We start from the raw sequence: 23,287 nt of genomic DNA, 5'->3' as shown, positions 1-23,287 counted from the left end.
ATGGGCGGGCTTAAATCACTATCGAATATCTTCCATGAATTCTTTGCTATCTTATTTTCTTGCAATTTTACATAGTAATGTTATGGATGGCTTTTAGATTCTGCGAAATGTTGGAGTTGATCTAAGGCAGATTGGGGAGTAAATCCTTCGAACAAGACCGCGTCACCTAGCTTACGGGTATAATCTAGAACGGCTTGCCATGATGGCTGTTGCAATGGATAGAACTTCGCCTTACCTAAAGCTTCTAGGTCTTCCTTCATGTGTTTGTCCTGTTCTCCTAACGTATTGCCTACCGTCTTAGTAACAGGGAGGAAGCCTTCGCGTCTAATCATCTGTTCATACGTCTGATCATCATATAAGAAATCTAGGAATTTAGATAATGCTTCTTTGTTTGTATGATCTGTCTTAAAGGATACAAGCACATCCTGTACTCCAAAGGTCATGGGCGGCAAGCCATCTTTAACAGGAATTGGACCTTTTCCCCATTCCAAAGCTGGGAATTCCCTGGGGACAACGGAGGTGAAGTAATTACCTGATATCATCATCGCAAGCCTTCCCTCACCCAATATCCGGTGCTTCTCATCCCGCGTAGTGATCGTTGGCTCAGAGTCAGTCAAGCCCTCATCATACAACTTCTTAAGAAAGGTTAATCCCTCAATATTATTAGGGGCATTAATCTTCCATTCATTACCTTCAGTCCATGATCCACCTGCTCCAAAGAAGGCGTACGACAACGACGCCTGTGTTTCGTTATCACTAAGATCCATACCGAATGCTTCGGACACCCCTATGGATCTGAGCTTTCGTGCCGCATCCACAAGTTCAGACCACGTGCTTGGGGGAGTGAGTATGCCTGCTTTGCGAAAAAGCTCCTTGTTGTAATATAAGTTGCGTGTAGTAGCTACATACGGGATGGCATATTGCACCCCGTTCATTTGATCCATCTCAACTAAATGAGGGTCCAATTTACTTGCTAATTCGGGGGAGATAATCTCATCGAGATTATTAAGCAGACCATCCTGCGCGAAATGTGCATACACATTCGTATTCAAAAGATCCGGTGGTTGATTCTTACTTATCATGGTTGTATAGATTCCATCGAGAATATCCCAGTTGACTACCTGCAATTCTATATCGATCAGTGGATTCCTGCGTCCGAACTCTTTTACGAGCTTCTCTAACAACGGTCTTGTCTCTGTGCTATATTCAGAAGCGACAAAACGGATTAATGCGCGCTGCTCTACTGGTGTTACAAATGGTTCGTGACTTGTATCGATACAAGCAGATAATATACATGACATCAGCGCAAAGATAATAGCTATCCTAATAGGGCGTACTCGATAGAAATATTGCTTCATAAGGTTATCTTATCCCTTTCAAAGAGAGATTCACTTACTATCAATAAGCGGAAACAACAACTTCTGATTCTCTGTCGTATACATATTGGCTTTCGTGATAACATTAGACTCAATGTGAATGATGGGGTCAACAAGTTCATTATCTATTAGATGAATGGCTGTCTTTACACTTAAATAACCCATATTAAAAGGCCTTTGTACAATGGTAGCTGCCATTACACCAGACTCTAACAATTGCACCTCACCACTGGTACTATCGAAGCCCACTAGATCAATGTTATCAACTCGGTTCTCCTCTTTCAATGCCCTTCCCACGCCTTGTGATGCCGTTTCATTCAATGTAATAAACGAATTGTATGGGATTCCACTCCCTAATAGTTCCTTAGCGATCTGGTATGCTCTCTCTTCAGATCCATCTGCATAGTAAACTCCTCTCAGACCATCCTTGTAATCTAAGAGTGTGGCTTGTATCCCTTGCAATCTTTCTGTTGTCACAATTGAATTCGTATGATTACTAATAATAGCAGTCACCGGTTGACCCTTTGCCATCTCAATAACGGTCTGAGCAGCCAAACGACCTGATTCGATGTGGTCAGTACCTACCACAACAGGCGATGGAGACATATCCGTAGACATATTCATAATGACCACTTCAATACCTTCTGCACGCGCGCTAGCAAGTGATTTCCTCATTCGTTCATCTATAATAGGAGCGATGACAATGGCATGGGGTTTACGTTCAATGGCTGCTTCTAATATTTCATACTGGGTATCCGCATCTCCTTCTGATAACGGACCTTCTATATTAAGATTAATACCTCTCTCTTTCGCCGCCGCTTCAGCTCCTCTATGAACAGCCTGCCAAAATTCAAAACGTACATTTAAGGTCTTCAGAATTACGGTCACATTCTTCTCTTCGTGGGTTGTATAAAGATACTTCTTCGAAAAGAAGGCAGAGCATACCACTATAATAATCACTGCTAGAATGAGCCGTCGAATCCGTTGTTGCATCGTCATCAGCCTGCACCTCTTAATCAAGTTTAGGGATCGTTATTGTGATACATGTACCTTCTTCGATTTCACTACGTATGTGAACACCATATTCATGGCCGAAGTACAGCTTGATCCGTTCATTGACGTTACGAATGCCGATACCTTGTAGTGGTTCATCACCGTCCTTGCTTACCAATAAGCGATCTAACTGCTCTGGTGTCATGCCAGATCCATTATCCTCAATTTGAAAGATGATATGATCTTCCAACTGCATTCCTCGTATGGTAATCATGCCATCATTCATCCCATACATATTACGGATACCATGATAAATAGCGTTCTCAATAAATGGTTGTAGCAATATTTTGAGCGTCTTATAATCCTGAATCGACTCATCCACATCAATCACATAGTGAAGTTCATCGTAATAACGCATCTTTTGGATCAGTAAATAGTTGCTAATATGTTCAATCTCCACTCGAATAGGCACCAGTTCTTGATCCTTCGTAATGCTTGCACGAAACATCTTCGCTAAAGCGGATGTCATCAGTACGACCTCTTCATGTTGCTTCTGCTCACCCATCCACACGATGGAATCTAGTGTATTGTAAAGAAAATGAGGATTGATCTGAGACTGAAGGAACTTCAACTCACTCTTGCGTTTGTTCTCCTCATTCAGAATGGTCTCCTCCATTAACGACTTGGTTCTTCTGACCATCAAATTAAAAGACCGACCCAACTGGCCAATTTCATTCATTTGTCTTATTTCAGTCTGAATATCGAAGTTCCCCTTCTCCACCTGCTTCATGTCTGATTGCAGTACTTTGATGGGCATCGATAAGCGATGTGAGAGCCATATGGAGATCAAGATAGGAATGACTAAACCGTAAAGTGAATATAGGATAATTGAATTTCGTAAATCGCCTTTGCTGGCGATAAGTTCATCCGTGTAGGCAACACCAACAATCCGCCAACCGAAGTTCGTGTCTTGTACGGAATAGATTCGTTTTCCTTCCTCATTATCCACAATAAAAGATTGACCGCTTGGAACTTGCAGAACATCTGCCATTTGTTCAGTCCTCAGTTTACTGTCAATAAGCTGTTGCTGGGGGTGGTAGACGATGTTCCCATGATTATCTACGATAAATACATACCCTTTCTTTCCTAGATTAATATTATTGCAAATATCATTAATGACACTTAGATTGAGATCAACAAGGAATACACCTTCCGCCGTAATGCCATCTGTGCTCTTAAGCTCCCGACTTAAAGATACGACCCAGCGATATTCGTTCTCGATCAATCTTTGCACATGGGGAGCAGAGAGAACAGATCGGCCACCCGCTTCTTTTGCCATCTTGTACCATTCTTGTTCTGTCAACTGGGTATTGGGATTCAGACTTGTGATTCTTCGGTCAGAGACGAATCTACCATTGTATCCAAAGACCATAATCGATGCGATATCCTTGCGTGTATACAAGATCGCTTGAAACAGATCTGAGATCTGTTTCTCATAGATCCTGCGATCTTCTACACTGATGAAGCTATTATCAGATATGTAATATTTCACGTCTTTATTCGTAAGTGCCAATAACGAGATATTATCCATATTATCAATATAGGATTGAATATTAACATTCACTTGATTGATAATTTCCTTGATATATCCCTTCGAGTTCCCTTCTACAGCAGCAACGGACACTTGATAGTTCGCTAGGCTGGTTAACACGATCGCAGCTAATATCATGATCGTGAACGCCAAAGATATGTTCGAACGAAGGGTTTTCAAAGGAAATAATGAAAAGGGGACATGATCTTTGAGCATATTAGCTTTCGCTCCCCTTAATTTCACGATCTCGATAATCCTTCGGAGTGATCCCAGTATGCTTCTTGAATAACATACTGAAGTAGTTCGGATCTTTGTACCCTACTTGTTCGGCGATTTCGTATAATTTCAATGTAGAATTATGAAGAAGTTCTTTTGCCTTTGTGACGCGCACTTTTGTTAAATATTCAATGAATGTTTCTCCAGTATGCTGCTTAAATACGAGACTGAAGTAACTTGTACTCATCAGAACATGGCGACACAAATCTTGCAGTGACATCTTCTCATTCGCATAATTGGCATCTATATACTCAACCCCACGATGTATTTGCAGATTCGTTAAATGATTGCGGTTGTTGGCAATGGTGGAAATAATCGAGCATACAACTTCCCTCATCCATACTTCCACTTCGTCTAGCGTCTTAAATTTATACATATCCATTACATTTATAGGTTGATTCAGTGGATGTTCCTGCTTATGAATAACTAGCTCTTGAATGGAATCCATCAGAGATAGGACGACCTTCTGCAACTTCAATAGACAAGCGTCAACGGGCGCCAATGAGTTCTTAAGTTCAATCATGCCCTTGTCGATGACTTCGTAAGCTTCTTGCAGCGCACCTGTCTTCACAGCTGTAACTAGCTTGCGATCCCAATCCAAGACCAAAGGGACAGCATTCGAAGCCTTACCTTCAATATCCATAATACCGAGCACACGATTGCTTCCAAGCAGAAAGCGATAATCCAGCGCGGACAACGCACTTTTGTAACTAAGCGGTAGACGTTCCGCATCTGCACATATTCTCCCAATCCCGATCGTAACCGTGAACTTTAAATACTTCTCAATATGATAACGAACCTGCTCCGCTAAGAAGAACACCTGCTCATATAAAAGGCTCTCATTGTCTTGCCCATGTACTATAGCAACCATTCGTTCCTCACGCGTTCGAAAGGTCAGTATATCTTCACGTTCTAGCGTTTCTTGGAAAATATCAAATGCAGAGAATCTCAAAAATTCAGCATCCAGTTCATACGATCTAAGCTCACGATCCCCAAAGTTATCGATATCCACTACCATGACCAAGTAACTTGGCGATGCTTCTGGAAGATTGAAGTAAGTAAACCGTTCTTTTATTTCGAATTTTCCCAATCCTACAGCAACTAATCGTTCAAGGAACCTTTCTTTAAGAAGCGGAAGACTTTGTTTCAACTGATGGTTTAACCTGCTAAGGTCTTCACGTCGTTGTTTCTCTTCGTCCATTTCAGCTTTAATACGATCAAGAAGCGTGCGTATCTCTTGCGCTGTAATCGGTTTCAAAATAAAATCGGACACTTTCAATCGAATCGCTTGTTGTGCGTATTCAAATTCATCAAATCCTGTCAGTATGATCATCTTGATGTAGGGAAACTGTGCAGATATTAAGCCAGCTAGTTCCAACCCATCCATAAATGGCATGCTAATATCAGAAATAACTAACTCCGGCTTATCTAGTTGCACAGCATCCCAAGCCTCTTGCCCATTGGCATAATCACCAATCAATTCGAAGCCATGTTCGTTCCAATCAATCGTATTCCTCAACCCGATTCGGACTAACGCTTCATCATCGACAATCATTACTTTGTACATCGTAGACTCTCCAATCCATTGGAATAGGGCGAGGATTTATAACATATTAACCCAATTATGCTATAAAACCCGTCTACTTACAATCTATTGATTCAAGGAATGTAACTTTCTTCATAAACAGTTGTACCTATCTTTGCTATAATTATTTCTTTTAAATATGCTGTCGTATGGTACTTAACACTCCCCCTATAGGTGAGATTACGTATATATTCAAAATCAGGATGCACAACCTCCTCCGTCAGAAACGCTGATGTCTGACTTCCAGGTATTCTTGTACGATTAAGCGATTCTATCATTTGTTCCGCAGTTCTAATCCCAATCCCATGACCGAAATATTGATTATCCCCCAATAAGACTGCATTCTCTCCTTGCCACTGCGGACTCTCTGGTGCATGATCCCTATTCCTAAAGTAAACAATATCCCCAGGTATGGCTTCATTCTGATGATTGATGATAACTAAGCGCAAATCACTATCATATTGCCAATCCCTAATGAACAACGCATCGAAGTATTCATTAAATATATCCTTAGCAATTGTCATTAACGTTGCCTTATACAAGATAATCACCATCGCTGTCGCGCATTCAAAGGCATATAGATGTCCATTTTTGAAAATATCCGTAATTCCATCTGAAGGTAGCACACCTTGCTTCAGCTTGAATCCCCCATCATTCGTACGTGTCCACATTTGTTCATTGCAGCGAGAGTTTCTAAAAACAGCAAAGCCAACATCACTAGCATCCAATTCCTTAGCCGATGCCACAATGTTAGCTCTCATTTTGAACTCAAATTCCGTATTTAGAATCATTCTCTGACCCCCATAACATAATAAATGTATATAGGTTATTCTATTCGCTGATCACGTGTTCGTGCCTATTATAATATTTGGTTCGTATTACCCTCCCTCTCTATCCCGATAGTATCTAGGAGAATAGCCAGTTATTCTTTTGAACACACGTGAGAAATAAAAGGGATCTTTATAACCAATCGCTTCGCTTACTTCTTTGATGGTGAGCTCGGTGTTAAGTAGAATGCTTTTCGCTTGAGCAATTTTTAGCTGATGTAGAAATTCATTTAAGGGATACCCTGTATATTCATGAATGATTCTTCGTAGTGTTGATACTGAAATATGATGTCTTGCGGCCATCACCTCAGGTTTGTAGGATATGTGGAGGGCATTGGAGAAGTCGTCAATTACTTTTAGAACCAAGCTAGATCTATTGCCCAATTCACTTTGGTCGGCTTGAGCTACAAGTTCATATAAGAAAGATTCAAGCATTAGAGAAGTCCGATCAAGATTACTTGGGACACCACTCTCTATAAGCATGAACATCATCTCCATCTTCTGGATAAAGGGTTCTCCTATCTCTGCCTGTTTCAACACCGTCGGGTTCGGTAGCCAGTGGCTTAACCACTCGTCTACTCTTTGTCCTTCCACACTAAAATAATATTCATCCCAATACCCATCATCATGTGGACCATAATTAAATATAGCTCCTGGATATAAGCAGAACCAACTTCCAGCCTCAACTATCTGCCGCTCACCATCATCCACCTGATAATAACCGCTACCCTTGGTAATGATTACGAAGGCCCAGTGATTAAATTCAGCTTGCTCTCTTTGAAGTGTTCTGGCTGGTAAATGACCTGCATTGATGATCGTTAATGACTGAATTCTTTTCTTACTATTATCCACGATTGGATTAAATAGCCGTATCGGCCTATTGCTGACCATATAGTCCATGTAATTTGTCATACTACCCATTCTCCTTGAATTATATGTATGTTAAATTGAATTTAGTTGATTGTATAGAACATATTATCGTAGTATACTCCAAGTCAATTGTACCAAACCCATCCCAAATGCGAAAGGATGTAAACGTAAACAATGAATAAAATCAAAATAGGACTGATTGGTAATGGATCGATCTCAGAATCACATTTGCAAGCATATCAAGCGAATCCAAAAGTAGAGTTATGGGCAGTATGTGATTTGAATGAAGAGAGAGCTCAGAAATCAGCTGTAAAATATAATATCCCTCATGTATATACAGATTATCGAGACCTCCTCGCGAATGAGGAAGTACAGGCTGTAAGCATCTGTACTTGGAACAATTCCCATGCCGAGATCAGTATCGCTGCACTTGAAGCAAATAAGAACGTATTGTGTGAGAAGCCACTGTGTAAGACCGTAGACGAAGCATTGCGTGTTGAAGAAGCTGTTCGCAAGACAGGTAAGTTGCTTCAAGTAGGTTATGTCCGTCGTCACGCTTCTAATATATCTGTATTGAAGAAATATATTGATGCAGGTGATCTTGGAGAGCTATACTTCGCTAAAGCGAGTATGATTCGTCGACTTGGTAATCCAGGTGGCTGGTTCTCCGATAGTGAGCGTTCTGGTGGGGGGCCACTTATAGATATTGGTGTGCACGTCATTGACCTGTGTTGGTACTTGATGGGCAAGCCAAAGGTGAAATCGGTTAGTGGTAATACTTACACTAAATTAGGTAACCGCTCCAATATCGAGAATTATGACTTCTACAAAGCCGCAGACTATGATGCAGCACATAATGATGTCGAGGATATGGCTAACGCACTTGTGCGTTTTGAGAATGGCGCTTCGATATTGGTTGATGTCAGTTTCTCACTCCATGCGAAACAAGATTCGGCTCAAATCAATGTTTATGGAACAAAGGGTGGTGCTGAGATAGAACCTACACTCTCCATCGTCACAGAACAACATAATACGATCATTAATATTGAACCTCAGATTACCCAGCCTTCATTCGACTTTACTGGAAGCTTCCAGAATGAAATCAACCATTTTGTCGATAGTTCTTTAGGTCTTATCGAGACGAATAGCCCGGTCGAAGACGGTGTGGAAATGATTAAAATACTCAATGCGATATATCAATCGGCTGCAGAGGGACGAGAAATACAATTCTAAATTTGAAGGAGGATATTACAGATGAAATTGAATAACAAAATTGGTGTTATCGTAGATAGTTTCGGTGTAGGTGTTATGGAAGGACTTAAAAAGGCTAAAGAAGTCGGTGCTGATGGCGTACAAATCTATGCTGTATCTGGCGAGATGGACCCCGCTGTACTAGTAGGTGCCAAACGTAAGGAGCTTCGCAGTTATATCGATGGACTAGGACTTGAGATTTCAGCATTGTGCGGCGATTTAGCAGGTCATGGATTTCAAGATGCCACTGTAAACCCAGAGAAGATTGAAAAGTCTAAGCGTATTCTTGACCTAGCTGTTGAGCTTGGAAGTAATATCGTAACGACTCATATCGGTATTGTTCCGGATGATCAGAATAGCCGAATTTATGATTCCATGCAACGGGCATGTGATGAGCTAGGTGTATATGCGAAAAGTCTGAACGCTTACTTCGCTATTGAGACAGGTCCAGAAACAGCTGCTCACTTGAAAGGCTTCCTAGATACATTAAGCACAAATGGTGTGTCGGTTAACTTCGACCCTGCAAACATGGTCATGGTTACGGGAGACGACCCTGTAGCAGGTGCCAAGTTGTTGAAGGATTATATCGTTCATACCCACGCTAAAGATGGTAAGCGTATGAGTGCGATTGATCCTAAAGACGTGTATGGCTTCTTAGGATACAGTGGTATGGATCATGCCAAAATCGCAGAGATGGCCGCATCAGGTGCTGGCTTCCTAGAAGTACCACTTGGTGAAGGTTCCGTTGATTTCAATGCTTATTTCGCTGCATTACAGGAAATTGGCTATGAAGGTTACTTGACGATTGAACGTGAGGTAGGAACAAATCCAGAGGAAGATATCCGTAAAGCGGTTACCTTCATTCAAGGATTCAAGGGATAACTCAAACAACACATATTCTTAAAAAGAGGAGCAAACATCCATGAAATTGGGCATTAGTTCTTATAGTCTATATCAAGCCATGGACGCCGGAAAGATGACGATTCAAGACGTCATTGCATGGGTTGCTGACATTGGCGGTCAACATATCGAAATCGTTCCGAACCTAGGATTCGACTTCAACAGTAATCCAGAACTCGAAGATCAAATACGTGAGAAGGCCGCTGAGGTAGGTATAGACATCTCCAACTATGCCATCGGAGCGAATTTCATTACGGACACCGATGAAGAGTATGAAGCCGAAATTCAACGTGTCATCAGTGAAGTGGACCGCGTGAATCGACTTGGAGCAAAGCTTATGCGTCATGATGTCGCTTCAAGAAGCGACACGACCATTGCACGATTCAATGAAGATTTGCAACGTGTTGCTCATGCTTGTCAACGAATCGCTGATCATGCCAACACCTATGGGATTACGACAAGCTTGGAGAATCACGGATATTATGTTCAAGCGAGTGACCGTGTGCAGTCTATCATTCATGCAGTTGATCGTCCGAACTTCAAGACGACACTGGATGTTGGTAACTTTGTGTGTGTCGATGAAGATCCAATCTCCGCCGTTCGTAAAAATATGAAATATGCCTCTATGGTTCATATCAAAGATTTCTATATTCGTCCTTCATACCGCAATCCTGGGGATGGTTGGTTCAAGAGCGAAGCAGGTAACTTCCTTCGCGGTGCGATTGCCGGACAGGGCGACCTTGATATGTACGAAATTCTACGTATTGTTAAGCAGTCTGGTTATGACGACTACATGTCTATAGAATATGAAGGCATGGAAGATTGCCTCAAAGGAACCAAGATTGCCTTCGATAACGTTCAACGGATTTGGAACGAAGTCTAACGCGATTCATAGCATATAATAAAAGGTGATCCTGACTGGGTATTGTAACATCCAGTTGGGATCACCTTTATTGGTTAATGCGTGAAGAATGCCAGTTGAATAAAGAATAGAATAGCGAATACATAAAAGATCGGATGAACATCCCGCCATTTGCCACGAACAACCTTCAGAATAGGGTAGATAATGAACCCCACACCAATTCCTGTAGCAATACTATATGACAAAGGCATGAGCACAATAATCAGAAAGGCTGGGAAGGCTACGTCTACATCCACCCATTCAATCTTGCGAACTACACTCATCATCAGGAATCCAACGATAATTAACGATGGTGCCGTAATGGCTGGAATCGCAGCCAGCACCGAAATAATAGGTGAGAACAATAACGTGAGTCCTAGTAATATACTTACGGTTACTGCTGTTAATCCCGTTCTACCCCCAACAGCTACCCCTGCACTAGACTCAATATAAGCCGACGTTGGACTTGTACCTAAGACAGCACCAGCAGTCGTACCCACAGCATCTGCAAGAAGTGCGCCTCTTGACCGAGGGAACTTCCCATCTTTCATTAGACCTGCCTGTTCTGCAACACCAAGCATCGTTCCGGTCGTATCGAACAACGTTATTAATAAGAATGTATAAATAACGGAATATAGCCCATTGGAGAATACACCCTTAATATCCATCTGAAAAGCCGTTGTGGAAAGTCCACTTGGCAGTGCCATGAGTTGCTGTGGTAATTCGAGCAGACCCATGAACCATGCAATAATGGATGTAATCAGCATTCCTACGAATAAATACCCTTTTACACTATAGGACATAAGAATGAGGGTAATAACCAGTCCAATAATCGTCAATAGCGTCATTGGTTCAGTTAATGAACCTAACGTTAGTAGCGTAGCAGGTGAATCAACCACTATCTTTGAATTCTGTAATCCTATAAACGTAATGAATAACCCTATCCCTACCGTAATGGCATACTTCAAGCTAGCAGGAATCGCATCGAGTAGCATATAGCGGAACGAAGTCAGTGATAATATGATAAATAAAATACCTGCTATAAACACAGCGCCAAGTGCTGTCTGCCATGTGACACCGCCACCACCTACTACGGTGAAAGCGAAATAGGCATTCAGTCCCATCCCCGGAGCAATGACAATCGGATAGTTCGAAGCAAGCCCCATAATCAAAGTTCCTATGATACTAGCTAATACAGTTGCTACGAAAACACCATGAAAATCCATTCCCGATTGGCTAAGTATACCTGGGTTGACGATAACGATATATACCATCGTAAAGAATGTTGTAATACCCGCCATGATCTCGGTAGGTATTGTGGTACCTCGTTCTTTTAATCCAAACCACTTCTCCATATTCCCCGTTGCCTCCCAAAATAATAAAATAAAAGAATCCTAACTGAAGTATAGAATGCGCCTAAATAAGGCTATTCTATACTCGTAGTTAGGATTCTTGGTTCCTAGTAGAGACCCTCAAACCATATTATTGAGGATATACGAGTAGTATACTTTCATAGATTAATTCCTTTTCTCGAATATGTCAAGGATTTACGAATGTTTTGTCGCCAATTTCCGAACATTATAGTAATATCCTTTTATTATAGTTCGTATTTTCGCTATAAGTTCCAAAGTGCACGTTCATCCATCCGTTCTCGAATAACATGTTGACGCTCCTTAGCAACATCAAAAGCCCCGATCTATAAAGACCGGGACTGTTGATTCTACCTCACCATATTAGGCTTATACATCCAAAATTTCTTCTACTATGTTCAATAATTCTAATGGACTAAAAGGCTTAGGAATAAATCTACTTATTCCCGCTTCTAACGCTTGTGTTCTATCTGCGTCTTGTGCTTTTGCTGTCAGCATCAGAATAGTCATACTAGCTTTTTGTTCTGCTGACAAGCGTTCTAACACTTCTATCCCAGTCAACTCAGGCATCATATAATCTAGAAGCATTACATCGTAATGAGTCAGGCTTAACTTCTCCAGAGCTATTCTTCCATCCTCGGCAATATCTATCTGTACATCCAAATCTTCTAGCGTATCCGTGATTAACATACGTAATATTTCATCATCATCTACAACCAATACCTTTTTCATAATTCCTCCGCATATTTCATTATATAAGAATCTTCTGCGCCAATCGTTCCACTCTGGATAGCAAGTCCGATATATCAAACGGTTTAATAATGTAATCATCCGCACCAAGCTGAAGAGCATGAATAATATCCGTCTGGTTCGTTCTTCCGGTTAGCATAGCGATGACAATATTACGTTCTGGATATTCATCACGAAGCCTTCTTAACACCTCGACACCATCCATTTGTGGCATAATACCATCAAGTAAAATGATATACTTTTCTTGTTCTGCAAACCAATTGGATTGCATAAATTGTATACCACTTTCAAATCCCTTCACCGATACTTCAACGTTAGTATTCGGTTGCCATTGGCTTAACTGGGAGACAACAATTTCTCTGATAAACCGATCATCATCTACAATAATGATATTGATTTTCTGTTCATTATGGTAACTCACCATTTGTTTTGAGAAGATCACGGTCTGATTTCTACCCGATTGTTTTCCAATATATAGCGCCTGATCCGCTTCTTTTACGAGTTGATCTTGATATAAATTATCTTCTGTGCTCTGGGTTATTCCTGCTGTGAATGACACTTGAAACGTCTTCTCTGCTGCACGGAATACGTAAGATGAGACTTTCTCATGAATCCGCTTGAGAAGCCCTGAACCTTCTTCATTAGTCGTATTCGGTAGAAGTAGTGCGAACTCCTCACCGCCATAACGGCACAGAATATCTTCGTTTCGCTTGTTCTCCACAATGATATTAGCAAAAGTCCTCAATACCTCATCACCTAACAGATGACCATGGGTATCATTCACCTTTTTGAAATGATCCAGATCCATGATTACGATGGTGAATACACGTTCTGATCGCTCATAATCTGATATCAGTTGGTTTATTGTGTTATTGAAATGTTTGCGATTGTACGCCCCTGTTAACTCATCGATAATAATCGACTGCTCCCATTGCTTCTTAAATCGAAATCGGTTATTTATTAATGCAACTAACAATTCTTGATCTATCGGTTTGGAGAAGAAGTCCATCGCTCCCGAACGATACGCATATATTCTACGCTCACTCGTATCCTCACTGCTTATCACAATAATAGGCGAATGACTTTGATGTGCCTTCTCTACGATGATCTTAAGAACATCTAATCCATTCTTATCCGGCAGATTTATATCTAACAGAATCATATCCGGTTTCCAGTCGTAGAATAGCTTGAGTCCCCGTTCAGCGGTTAACGCAATGTTCACTGGATAACCATGCTTCTCTAATGCTGTCTTCAGATAAGCAGCTAAATTGACATCGTCATCAATAATGAGAATCCGATTCTCTTTATAATCTGAGTGTTCCATCGGTTGAACATCCACTCCATGGGTTGCAGCTATTTCATCATATACAATGGGCATGGTAATGACTAAATTCTTTAGCATATCATACCATTCAGCTTGCTCGAACTGGCGTGTACCCTCTTCTAAGAATAGATGTAGCAATCTATTGGCTTCTATCTCTATGGCAACCATCCCTATCGTACCCGCTGTTCCTTTGAGCGTATGTAGGAAGCGGTAGATTTCAATCTCCTCTACCCATGGTTGTATTTCCCATATGTCGAAAGTATCCTTGATGCGTTGTTTAACAAGATGCTTATATTTGTCTGTAGTCAATGGATATCTCCTCTGAAGTCAAATTTTTCATCAGTATTGATACATGAACTTATCTAGAATTAACTTGTTTGAATATTCATAATATCTTCAATCATGTCAGCTAACTTGGAAGAGATATAGGGTTTGATTAAGAAATGCGATACACCCCATTGTAATGCCTTTTCCTTTTCTTCAAAAGCACTTGAAATGATGATAGGAATATTCTGAAGATTAGCAGAAGATTTCATCGCTTCAATCACTTCCCAACCCGTCATTTCCCGTTCCAACTTCAAATCTAATACAACAATGTCTGGCGGATGATCTTCCATCACTTGAATAGCACTGTTACCATCCATGCATAGCGTTGTTCGGAACCCTCTTTCGATAAGTTCATCTTGAAGCATAACAGATAGATTGCGGTCATTCTCTACAAGCAAAACATTTAAAGAGCTTGACCCATATATTTCTACTGGATTAGGTATGTTCGTAAGTACTGATGTACTCTCATAGATCGGAAGGACCACTGAGAACGTACTTCCGTTTCCTAGACTGGATTGTACGCTGACTTCTCCTTGATGTCTGTTAACGATCTCTTTAACAATCGCTAAACCTAATCCAGTCCCACCAATCTGTCGGCGATCAGAATTGTCGACACGGAAGAATTTGGTAAAGACATCCGAAAGAGAGTGCTCTGGAATACCTAATCCTTCATCTGTAATATCAATTAATATATTGTTGCCCTCTTGACGTGTGGATATCGTAATCTCACCACCAGAAGGGGAGTACTTGATTGCATTACTCACCAGATTGATGAGTACTTGGAATAATTTATCCCGATCTCCAAGAACCGTTACTTGCTCCTGAGACGTGTTCAAGATAATACTATGATGATCTGTAGCTGCTTGTTGAAGATCTTTCACCTCTCCAACAATATCCATGATATTTAATGGTTGTAGATCATAGAATTGTATGCCTGATTCCATTCGTTGCAAGTCAAGAAAGTCATTCACCAATTCTGTCAATCGTTTGGCTTCTTGGTGTATTGTCGACATGTATTTACGCTGCCGCTCTGGCTTTAGTTCCCGATGTATTAGCAATTCCGAGAATCCAAGGATGCTAGCTAACGGCGTTCTTAATTCATGGCTGACCGTACTTACAAATTCCGATTTCATTCGATCAACCTCATGCTCTTTCGTAATATCACGATGAACAAGAAGAATACCGAATTTCTGCTTGTTATGATATATAGGTTCCCAGTACATTTGAATACATCGAGATTCTTCATTCTTCAGTAAATAGTTCATACTATGTGTATGTTCAGCTTCACTATTTAGGGCATCTTCGATATATTTAACAACGGACGTAGGGTCCTCAATCAGCGTGTCTAAGTGCACCATGAAATCATTAAATGGCATTCCCTTCAAATCAGAATCCTCATAAGATAGATCCATCAGCTCACAGAACTTCTTATTGACTTGAAGTGACTGGCCTTCCAGATTCATCAGCTGGACACCCTCTTGAATGGTATTCAGCATATCTTGCGTAATCTGACGTTGTTCTTCTGCCGCTTCAAATATTTCCAACTTCTCAAGAGATAACGAGATTTGACCAACTAAATCTAGTATCTCCTGTTCCTCACGTTTATCAATGGCTCTGCCTACACGCGTTAATGCCATACAAGCCATAATATCTCCATTCGCCTTATAAAAAGGAATGAACATATCATATGCGTGGACTTCACCACTGATGTATCCTCGTTCGCCAAGTGTGGCATCTCTTACTCTTAAATGGAATTGCATACTATATAATGTGCGGATAGCCAGGCTCTGATCAAATCCATCTAAGAATTGCGTCGTTTCTTCTTGAGAAATGCCATATGCCGTATGATCTCGTAACTCATTCATCAATAGCAGAATACCTTTATCTGTCTTCGTAATTTCTACGACATTACGGATAATGCTATCCAGCAGTTCTCTTTTATCCAATGTATTAGATAAAGATTGATTCAACGAATTGCGTTTATTCAGGAATATTTCATTCTCTTCCATCTTGCTTAATGCCTTTTGAAGCTCGTCTTGTTGTGTCTCTAACTCATCCTGCTGAGATTGGAGTTCTTCATTCTGTGCAAGTAGCTCCTCTTCACTCTCTTTAATCTCATATATCATACTATTGAGTGATCTGGACAGGTGTCCAATCTCGTCTTTACGATTGCTAATTTCGGGCAATATCGTCTCGCCATTCGTGTAATTCCTTGCGTATTGGGACAATTGTTGTAGCGGTTTCCCAATATCTCTAGATAATCTCCGTGTGATAGCGACGGATAACAGTAAGACACTTATGATATAGATGATGAAATAGACACCCTGTAGAATTAAATTACGAAATAACTTTTCATGCTCTGCAGTAATCTGCATTCGAATCTGGTTCTCTGACTTATTCGCATACAAGATGATTTCGTTGACAGGATTACTCGCTCCTGTTGTCACTAAGGCACGTAATGATTCATAATCACCTTGCTCTGCGAAGGCAGCTGCTTGGGGTAGAAATTTAATTAAATACTCATTAAAAAATCTCTGCACACGATCAACTAGATCTCTTTCTTCTTGACTTAAAGCCCTGCTCTCTAACACAGATACAGATTTATCCAGATCATTCTTCGCTTGAAAAATTTGTTCGTACTCATATTTATCCACATAGGCGAAATACCCTCTAACGCGTAAAATAATTTCATTCGTATGTGTCGCAATTTCCGCAATTTGTTTCTGATTCTCACTCAGTGTACGAGTTGCATTATCATAATTGTTAACGATCTTAAATGTACTCCAAGGTACAATGACAGCGCCAATTAAGATAGGGATGAAACTAACAATCATCATCGCGGTAATTCTTCTTTTAATACTTTTTTTGATATAATCTAACAATCTAATCATCTAGGTGTCTCCCTTAAAATCTATCTAGTATTTCACATATTGCTAGAATCTATTATACCAAAGCAATCCTCATACAAACCAGTCCGAAAAGTGTTGCTTCAGATATTTTAATTTAATTTCTGTTTGAATAACTCCGCCACCTTCATGACCATTGAAAGGGTATATCTCTACTTGTTTCTCGCTCATAATTCGATTATATGTTGCAAAATACATTTGTGGAGGACATATCTCATCTTTCAGCGCTACGGAAGCAAGAACTTTGCATGAAATTTTATCTGCCATATTCATCGTATCGAAATAACTTAGATTTTCTAGTGCCACATCTGCTTGTGTGGGATGTTTCTTAATGAAATCACCAATACTTGTAAATGCGCCATGACAACCATCCACACGACTTACAAGATCACTATTGCTAGGGACATCAACCATCGCAAGTACAGGTCTTGGGTCCAGTGCACAGACTGCCATACCAAGACCCCCGCCCTGACTTCCACCTTCTATTACAATTTTGGAGACATCCACTTCCTCTTGTTCACAAGCAAAATCTAGCGCTCTCAAACAATCCATATACACGTAGCGGTAATAATAGTCGTCCTTATTCAGAATTCCCTTACTAGCAACATTCTGTGAGTACCCATGATTAGAAGTCGCTAGACTACCTGTTATGCCACCTTGATCACGGCAATCTACGGAGAGCACTGCTAACCCCATATTGATCCAATGCATGAATTCAGAAGGTTGCCCTCGATTCCAATTAAACCCGTGATAATGAATAATGCATGGATACTTCTCCTCGGGCCCAAAATTAGGAACAATATACCAACCATGGATTCTCGTATTATCCATACCAGAATATGAAATTGAATAAACTTTAACATATGTACTAGGATAATCAACCAGACTTCTTTCTCCCTGAAGCTCGGTAGACTTGGCTTCTTGTATCGTCATGTCCCAGAATTCATCGAAGTCATCCTTCTTCGTCAATGAAGGGATGTAGTCGTACAAATTCTTCATTTTATCGTCCATATAGCTCATTATCTTTAAATCCCCCTTATAAAAAAAGGCCTTGTCGCATTCGCCAAGGCACATTGTACATTATCATTATATTGTATTGAACCCGCCTTCAGATCCAATAAGACACGTTATTAAAGTCTATACCCGTAATATACCACGGAATGCCCTTCCAGCATAGTAGGATTCTGCTCCATTATGATAGGTAAAGACCGTGTCATAACGACGATCACAGAAGATCGCTCCACCCCGTTCTCTAATATTAGAAGGGGTTGTAACCCAGCTCGAAGTCTTCGTGTCGAAATTTCCTAGTTTCTGCAACTCTTGGTATTGTTCTTCCGTTAAAAGTTCTATTCCCATATCTGCTGCCATATCCATCGCATTGTTCTTGGGTTTATGTTCTTTCCTTGACTCTAAGGCTTCACGGTCATAACAAATACTTCTACGACCTTTAGGACTCTCCGCCGAACAATCACAAAATAGGTAATCACCTGTTTTCTCATCATGCCCAATAACATCCGGTTCCCCTCCGGTTACTTCCATTTCATGAAGTGACCATAGCTTCGTAGGATTAGCTTCAAACTTTTCTTGTACCTTAGTCCATTCCAGATCGGTATGACGGTTCATGTTCTTCTCAAAACGCGTCTTTAATGTTTGAAGTAATTGTTCACGTTGTTCTGGTGATATCTTTTTATCATGACTGGTTTCCTTGTGATCTATCATGTTAGTTGCCTCCTATTGGTATTACTCCAGTTTAGAATATATTCTCATTCGGATCGTGTACCGACGTTCTCTATACATAGATCAATTATACATAAAAACGTATGAATCAAAAAATCAACTAGTAAAATCACATATGTAATTGGAGCATTACCACATGGGTAAGCCTCCAATGATTACGAACCTATTATTTCTTTCGAGCTGGAATAATGCTTTGCGGATTGCGAAATACATTATTAGGATCATATTTACGCTTGATTCTTTGTAGTCTTGGATAGTTCGTTCCATAATAGACTGGCCCAGAATGTTTAATCCCTTGGTCTGGTACATTTATATAAGACCCGACAATAAAGTGCTGCAACTTGCGACGAGTATTGCGGACTAACGCGATATTCTTAGCTGCATTGGAAGGTTTGGTCCATGAACTGTTCCATTCCACATAGAACTTTGCCTTACGCCAGAAGAATGCTGTTGCCTTAGGTGAGACACGACTCACAGCTCCGCCCCAATTCAGGAAGTAGAATCCTGCTGTTGAGTTAGGCTCTGCCTTTTCAAGAAACTCACGCATGATCTTAAAGGCTTTATCGGGAAACGGACGCTGTCCGTAGCCGGAAGAGAACTGATTACTGTATTTTTGAGTAAGCACTGGATCAGGTGCTAATAAGTACTGCACAACTTTGGTGTAAGGCAATGACTTAATCGTCTTTTCCATTGGCGTTCCGACCGATGTGATCGGTTGTAATAGTCGAATAGCCTCTGATTGTGATCCCAGGAACACGCCTTCCATTTCAACATTACCACCGATTTTGGGTCCCACGTTTATTTCGCTACCCAACCTCGTATCCACGCAAGGCGCCCATCTCTGCCATGCTTTCAATACCTTCTCGAACTGATTCCAGGGCCAGATGACCTTGAATACGGTTGCGGTTTCAGGAGATCGTCGCACTTTCAATTTGTATTTCGTGTATATCCCAAAGTTCCCACCGCCCCCGCCACGCGATGCCCAAAGGAGATCGGAGTTTCGCTTTTTGCTAGCTTGAATGACTCTTCCCTTTGCGTCTACCATTTCCACACTGATCAGGTTATCGCTGATTAAGCCGATCGTCCGCTGTAACGGCCCGATTCCACCTCCAAGGGTGATACCACCAATTCCAACAGTAGGACTGTCGCCAAACGGAGACATGAACCCCTTTGCAGCAAGCGACTTGGCTATCCTACCCACCGTATTACCTGTCTCAACGACGGCAGTTCCATCCTTTTTATCCAACTTAATATTCTTCATCTCGCTTACATCTACGATAATGCCCCCGTTGACCTGTGACAGGTTTCCTTCGAGTGCATGCCTTCCGCTTCTGGGCCGAATAGGCACACCATTCTCACGAGACCACTTTATAGCATTTGCTACATCCTTCGTATTTTGGGCAAAAACAAATACTTTAGGCAATCTATTCGTATGTGGATCCCAATTTCTACGTGCCGATTCATAACCTTTATCACCCCGGAAGATAACCCTTCCCGTTAGCTTTGTTGTTGACTTCACCAATAGCAGCCCCTCATCGATAAATTAATCGAATATTTACCTGATAGAAATCCGATTTTGATTATCTTATGTAGTACACAAGTCTAGGGTATGGGCTAATATGTGGTTGAATGGTTTTATTCACGTGCTAGGTACGAACCATCCTGAAAGTATAGATCTGCAATCGGTACGCTATACTCTACTTGATGTAAGAGGAATTGTAGCGGTCAGGATCATGGAATGTTTTTTATATTATGTTTAATCATCACAGCTTCATTTTAAAAAATAAAAGAGCTGCCGACTGGCAACCCTCCAATTCATACGAATTCTCTTATGCTTTTCAAGATAATCCTCCTTCTTATCTACTTTATTCTCGAATTCGTTGTCTACGCATCCATTGCGTAGCCACCCATTTCTCACCTTGGATAACAGGCTTACCACTGTGTAGCGTTAGTTCATTTAATATATGATTATTATAAAAGTATTCGAAGTAAACAGCAGAACCTATAACTGGTTTAACTGTGATACCTAAGTTGGGAAGTGTTGTTTCTCCTCCTTCTTCTACATCATTTAAGTAGATAACTAAAGTACTAATTCGATTGTTGTAACTAGAAGGATGATCAAGCCCAAAGAAGTCATAATGTTCTTTATACTCCTGTCCAACTTCATAATGTAAAATTTGTAGTCCTTCCGCATGTGCAATGGGTACCTGCATTAAGCTGGATATGCGATTCTCAATTGTATTAATAAATAAGCTTTCGTCTTTATCAAAAAACATACTTTTACTAGTACGAATCTGACTAACTTCTTTATTTACTAATTTTGATTTCTCAAGACGAGATGCAGCAGAGTCAATAAGTGCTTGGCATTCTTCATTACTTAGTACATGATCGAACTTCATTATTAAAGGTTCTTCATTTAAAATTGTGGCTGTAATGATGTGATTGTCGATCGAATAGATAGATTGAATGGATATAATAGAAACTTCTGTATTCATATGAATAATCAATCTCCTCTATAACTTCTAAATGATGACAAAAAATTGAACCTTTAAACTAAGTTTGTATAGTTTCCATTAAATACAAATATACTATAAAAACAATTTAAATGTATGAATATATTTCGATAGATATGGTTCAGTCTATCCTTTATAAAAGGGTGAATTCGATACACAAAGAAAAACAAGCGTATTTCTATCTCTTAAGATTGAGAAAGATAATAGGCAAATTCCAATGGTCTGCTATATATTTTACGTTTAAAATACTTAAGATCTTTGTATATATCTTTTTGAGGTTTTCCATTAAGTTCAATAATCCATAGCTTCCTTTGTTCGTCTAATACAAAATCGACACTCAATTCTCCCAATGAACCCATACGAATTTCTGCTTCTTGTGCGGCCTTTACACTTACTTCATACAAAGTTAAAAGGATTTCATTCATTTCTCCCGGCGAAGATAATTTCGGAAGAATCTCTTCGAAATTATAAATGGCTTCACACATACTCGTATTAAAGTAATTTTCATAAGCTACTCTGCATGTTATAGCGGAAACCGTCCATTCACCAACAATATTCTTTTGAACAAGAGCCCGGATATCAAAATACTGTTGATCAAGTTGGCTTATACGAATTCCTTGCTGAACCATATACTTTTTTTGACCGAGTAGTTCATCCATTTTTTCCTGAATGCCTTCACTCTTTCTGCAAATATATGTTGGGGATAAGCTATGCAAAGAAATATGCGTATCTCCATTATCCATTAATTCAACCTTATACACAGATTTTCCCTTAAAACCGTAAAAGGGCTTAATGTAGAGTAACCTATATTCTTTTAATAGTTCTGATATAATCACTTCATTATTTAAAAAGGTGTCTGGCACATAAAGTTTCAGATTTGACTCTTTCAATACGTTATAGAGATCCCATTTATTAAAAAAGTTGATATTGTTAAAGCATTTGTTCTTACCAATCGCCTTCTCTAGCCGTTCAATAGTCATTAACTTTTTGTTAAAACACCGGTTATAGACGACATTAGGAAATGGGAACGAACTTTGCTTCCATACGCCGTTTTTCAAGCTGAGTCCAATAATACGTTGTTCCTTCCATAGAATGTCTGCCGAAGTAAAGGCATAAAGTTTCAGATTTAGATTGTGATAACGTTGATAAAGCTTCAAAGTCCTCCTTCTACTACTCCTTTTAGTTACCAAGATACCTATTAGTGCGCGACTACCCAATATTATCAACCCCCCCGCCATTCAAGCCCTTTTTACTATCTAATGCTAGCGTCGACATATGGTATGGGACAATATCACGGGGAGTAAAAATTCAGTAAATGTACTACTCTATTCGCACATTTTTCAAGTCAGATATGCTATAACCCTCTCATTTCTAATTAAATTTGAATATGATGAACCAGATTTGAGAATAAGGAGATGAGATTATGGGAAGATGTAACTGTCCTCCAGGACCACCTGGACCAGAAGGACCCTCTGGACCACCTGGGAAAACAGGAGCTAGCGGAGTTACTGGCGCGACTGGAGCACTAGGTCCGGCTGGGACAGCTGGAGCTACTGGCGCGACTGGAGCACTAGGTCCGGCTGGGACAGCTGGAGCCACTGGCGCTACCGGAACACAAGGGCCGGCTGGGGCAGCTGGAGCCACTGGCGCTACCGGAACACAAGGGCCGGCTGGGACAACTGGAGCCACTGGCGCTACCGGAACACAAGGGCCGGCTGGGGCAACTGGAGCCACAGGCGCTACCGGAACACAAGGGCCGGCTGGGACAACTGGAGTTACTGGCGCTACCG

At 40.6% G+C, this 23,287-nt stretch carries 18 protein-coding genes, 1 pseudogene and 1 riboswitch; of the genes and pseudogenes, 4 read left to right on the top strand and 15 right to left on the bottom strand.

From position 1 onward, the window contains the following. Window positions 1-80 precede the first annotated feature (80 nt). The 6 genes from ACH8E3_RS05840 to ACH8E3_RS05815 form a co-directional block, all read right to left on the bottom strand. Window positions 81-1,358 carry an extracellular solute-binding protein gene (locus ACH8E3_RS05840; protein ID WP_458631677.1) on the bottom strand — a complete coding sequence of 426 codons (1,278 nt, stop codon included), beginning with the start codon at window positions 1,356-1,358 and terminating at the stop codon, window positions 81-83. A 30-nt stretch (window positions 1,359-1,388) separates the two neighbouring features. Continuing rightward, window positions 1,389-2,375, bottom strand: coding sequence for a substrate-binding domain-containing protein (locus ACH8E3_RS05835; protein ID WP_458631676.1), 987 nt, complete (start codon window positions 2,373-2,375; stop codon window positions 1,389-1,391). A 13-nt stretch (window positions 2,376-2,388) separates the two neighbouring features. Next, the gene (locus ACH8E3_RS05830) at window positions 2,389-4,203 is read right to left on the bottom strand and encodes a cache domain-containing sensor histidine kinase (RefSeq protein WP_458631675.1); all 1,815 of its coding nucleotides are present in this window, start codon (window positions 4,201-4,203) and stop codon (window positions 2,389-2,391) included. Next, a complete protein-coding gene (locus tag ACH8E3_RS05825) occupies window positions 4,178-5,803 on the bottom strand; it encodes a response regulator (protein ID WP_458631674.1) in 1,626 nt (541 codons plus the stop codon). The genes ACH8E3_RS05830 and ACH8E3_RS05825 overlap by 26 nt, the downstream gene beginning before the upstream one ends. A gap of 92 nt (window positions 5,804-5,895) precedes the next feature. After that, a complete protein-coding gene (locus ACH8E3_RS05820; RefSeq protein ID WP_458631673.1) occupies window positions 5,896-6,612 on the bottom strand; it encodes a protein-glutamine gamma-glutamyltransferase in 717 nt (238 codons plus the stop codon). 87 nt (window positions 6,613-6,699) lie between these two features. After that, on the bottom strand, window positions 6,700-7,560 hold the full coding sequence (locus ACH8E3_RS05815) for a helix-turn-helix domain-containing protein (RefSeq protein WP_458631672.1): 861 nt from the start codon (window positions 7,558-7,560) through the stop codon (window positions 6,700-6,702). A gap of 132 nt (window positions 7,561-7,692) precedes the next feature. On the opposite strand from ACH8E3_RS05815, the gene ACH8E3_RS05810 reads away from it, so the two are divergent. The 3 genes from ACH8E3_RS05810 to ACH8E3_RS05800 are packed head-to-tail and all read left to right on the top strand — an operon-like array spanning window position 7,693 to window position 10,552. After that, a complete protein-coding gene (locus tag ACH8E3_RS05810; RefSeq protein ID WP_458631671.1) occupies window positions 7,693-8,751 on the top strand; it encodes a Gfo/Idh/MocA family protein in 1,059 nt (352 codons plus the stop codon). A 21-nt stretch (window positions 8,752-8,772) separates the two neighbouring features. After that, entirely contained in the window at window positions 8,773-9,651 is an 879-nt protein-coding gene (locus ACH8E3_RS05805) for a sugar phosphate isomerase/epimerase family protein (RefSeq protein ID WP_458631670.1), read from the top strand. A gap of 40 nt (window positions 9,652-9,691) precedes the next feature. Beyond that, the gene (locus ACH8E3_RS05800; RefSeq protein WP_458631669.1) at window positions 9,692-10,552 is read left to right on the top strand and encodes a sugar phosphate isomerase/epimerase family protein; all 861 of its coding nucleotides are present in this window, start codon (window positions 9,692-9,694) and stop codon (window positions 10,550-10,552) included. A gap of 74 nt (window positions 10,553-10,626) precedes the next feature. On the opposite strand, the gene ACH8E3_RS05795 is transcribed toward ACH8E3_RS05800, so the two are convergent. The 9 genes from ACH8E3_RS05795 to ACH8E3_RS05755 all read right to left on the bottom strand — a co-directional run bounded on the left by ACH8E3_RS05795 (window position 10,627) and on the right by ACH8E3_RS05755 (window position 22,654). Then, entirely contained in the window at window positions 10,627-11,925 is a 1,299-nt protein-coding gene (locus ACH8E3_RS05795) for an NCS2 family permease (RefSeq protein WP_458631668.1), read from the bottom strand. Between the two features lie 65 nt (window positions 11,926-11,990). Beyond that, a riboswitch (purine riboswitch) is annotated at window positions 11,991-12,089 on the bottom strand. A 220-nt stretch (window positions 12,090-12,309) separates the two neighbouring features. Next, the gene (locus ACH8E3_RS05790) at window positions 12,310-12,672 is read right to left on the bottom strand and encodes a response regulator (RefSeq protein WP_458631667.1); all 363 of its coding nucleotides are present in this window, start codon (window positions 12,670-12,672) and stop codon (window positions 12,310-12,312) included. 19 nt (window positions 12,673-12,691) lie between these two features. Next, window positions 12,692-14,323 carry a diguanylate cyclase gene (locus ACH8E3_RS05785; protein ID WP_458631666.1) on the bottom strand — a complete coding sequence of 544 codons (1,632 nt, stop codon included), beginning with the start codon at window positions 14,321-14,323 and terminating at the stop codon, window positions 12,692-12,694. A gap of 59 nt (window positions 14,324-14,382) precedes the next feature. Continuing rightward, window positions 14,383-17,232, bottom strand: a complete 2,850-nt coding sequence (locus tag ACH8E3_RS05780) for an ATP-binding response regulator (RefSeq protein WP_458631665.1) — start codon at window positions 17,230-17,232, stop codon at window positions 14,383-14,385. A gap of 69 nt (window positions 17,233-17,301) precedes the next feature. Further along, the gene (locus tag ACH8E3_RS05775; RefSeq protein ID WP_458631664.1) at window positions 17,302-18,267 is read right to left on the bottom strand and encodes an acetylxylan esterase; all 966 of its coding nucleotides are present in this window, start codon (window positions 18,265-18,267) and stop codon (window positions 17,302-17,304) included. A 117-nt stretch (window positions 18,268-18,384) separates the two neighbouring features. Further along, complete coding sequence (locus tag ACH8E3_RS05770; RefSeq protein WP_458631663.1) at window positions 18,385-18,966, bottom strand: DUF4256 domain-containing protein; 582 nt, start codon at window positions 18,964-18,966, stop codon at window positions 18,385-18,387. A 184-nt stretch (window positions 18,967-19,150) separates the two neighbouring features. Next, the gene (locus ACH8E3_RS05765; RefSeq protein ID WP_458631662.1) at window positions 19,151-20,503 is read right to left on the bottom strand and encodes an FAD-binding oxidoreductase; all 1,353 of its coding nucleotides are present in this window, start codon (window positions 20,501-20,503) and stop codon (window positions 19,151-19,153) included. Between the two features lie 346 nt (window positions 20,504-20,849). Further along, window positions 20,850-21,479: a 2OG-Fe(II) oxygenase gene (locus tag ACH8E3_RS05760; protein WP_458631661.1), complete on the bottom strand. Its 630-nt coding sequence runs from the start codon at window positions 21,477-21,479 to the stop codon at window positions 20,850-20,852. 203 nt (window positions 21,480-21,682) lie between these two features. Then, complete coding sequence (locus ACH8E3_RS05755) at window positions 21,683-22,654, bottom strand: YheC/YheD family endospore coat-associated protein (protein WP_458631660.1); 972 nt, start codon at window positions 22,652-22,654, stop codon at window positions 21,683-21,685. Between the two features lie 266 nt (window positions 22,655-22,920). Here ACH8E3_RS05755 and ACH8E3_RS05750 point away from each other — a divergent pair. Continuing rightward, window positions 22,921-23,287 (top strand): annotated as a pseudogene (locus ACH8E3_RS05750) (collagen-like protein); the annotation flags it as partial.

The organism is Paenibacillus sp. CMAA1364 (assembly GCF_054373195.1).
The sequence above is the reverse complement of the archived record's forward strand: the minus strand, read 5'-3'. Positions and strand labels throughout refer to the sequence as shown.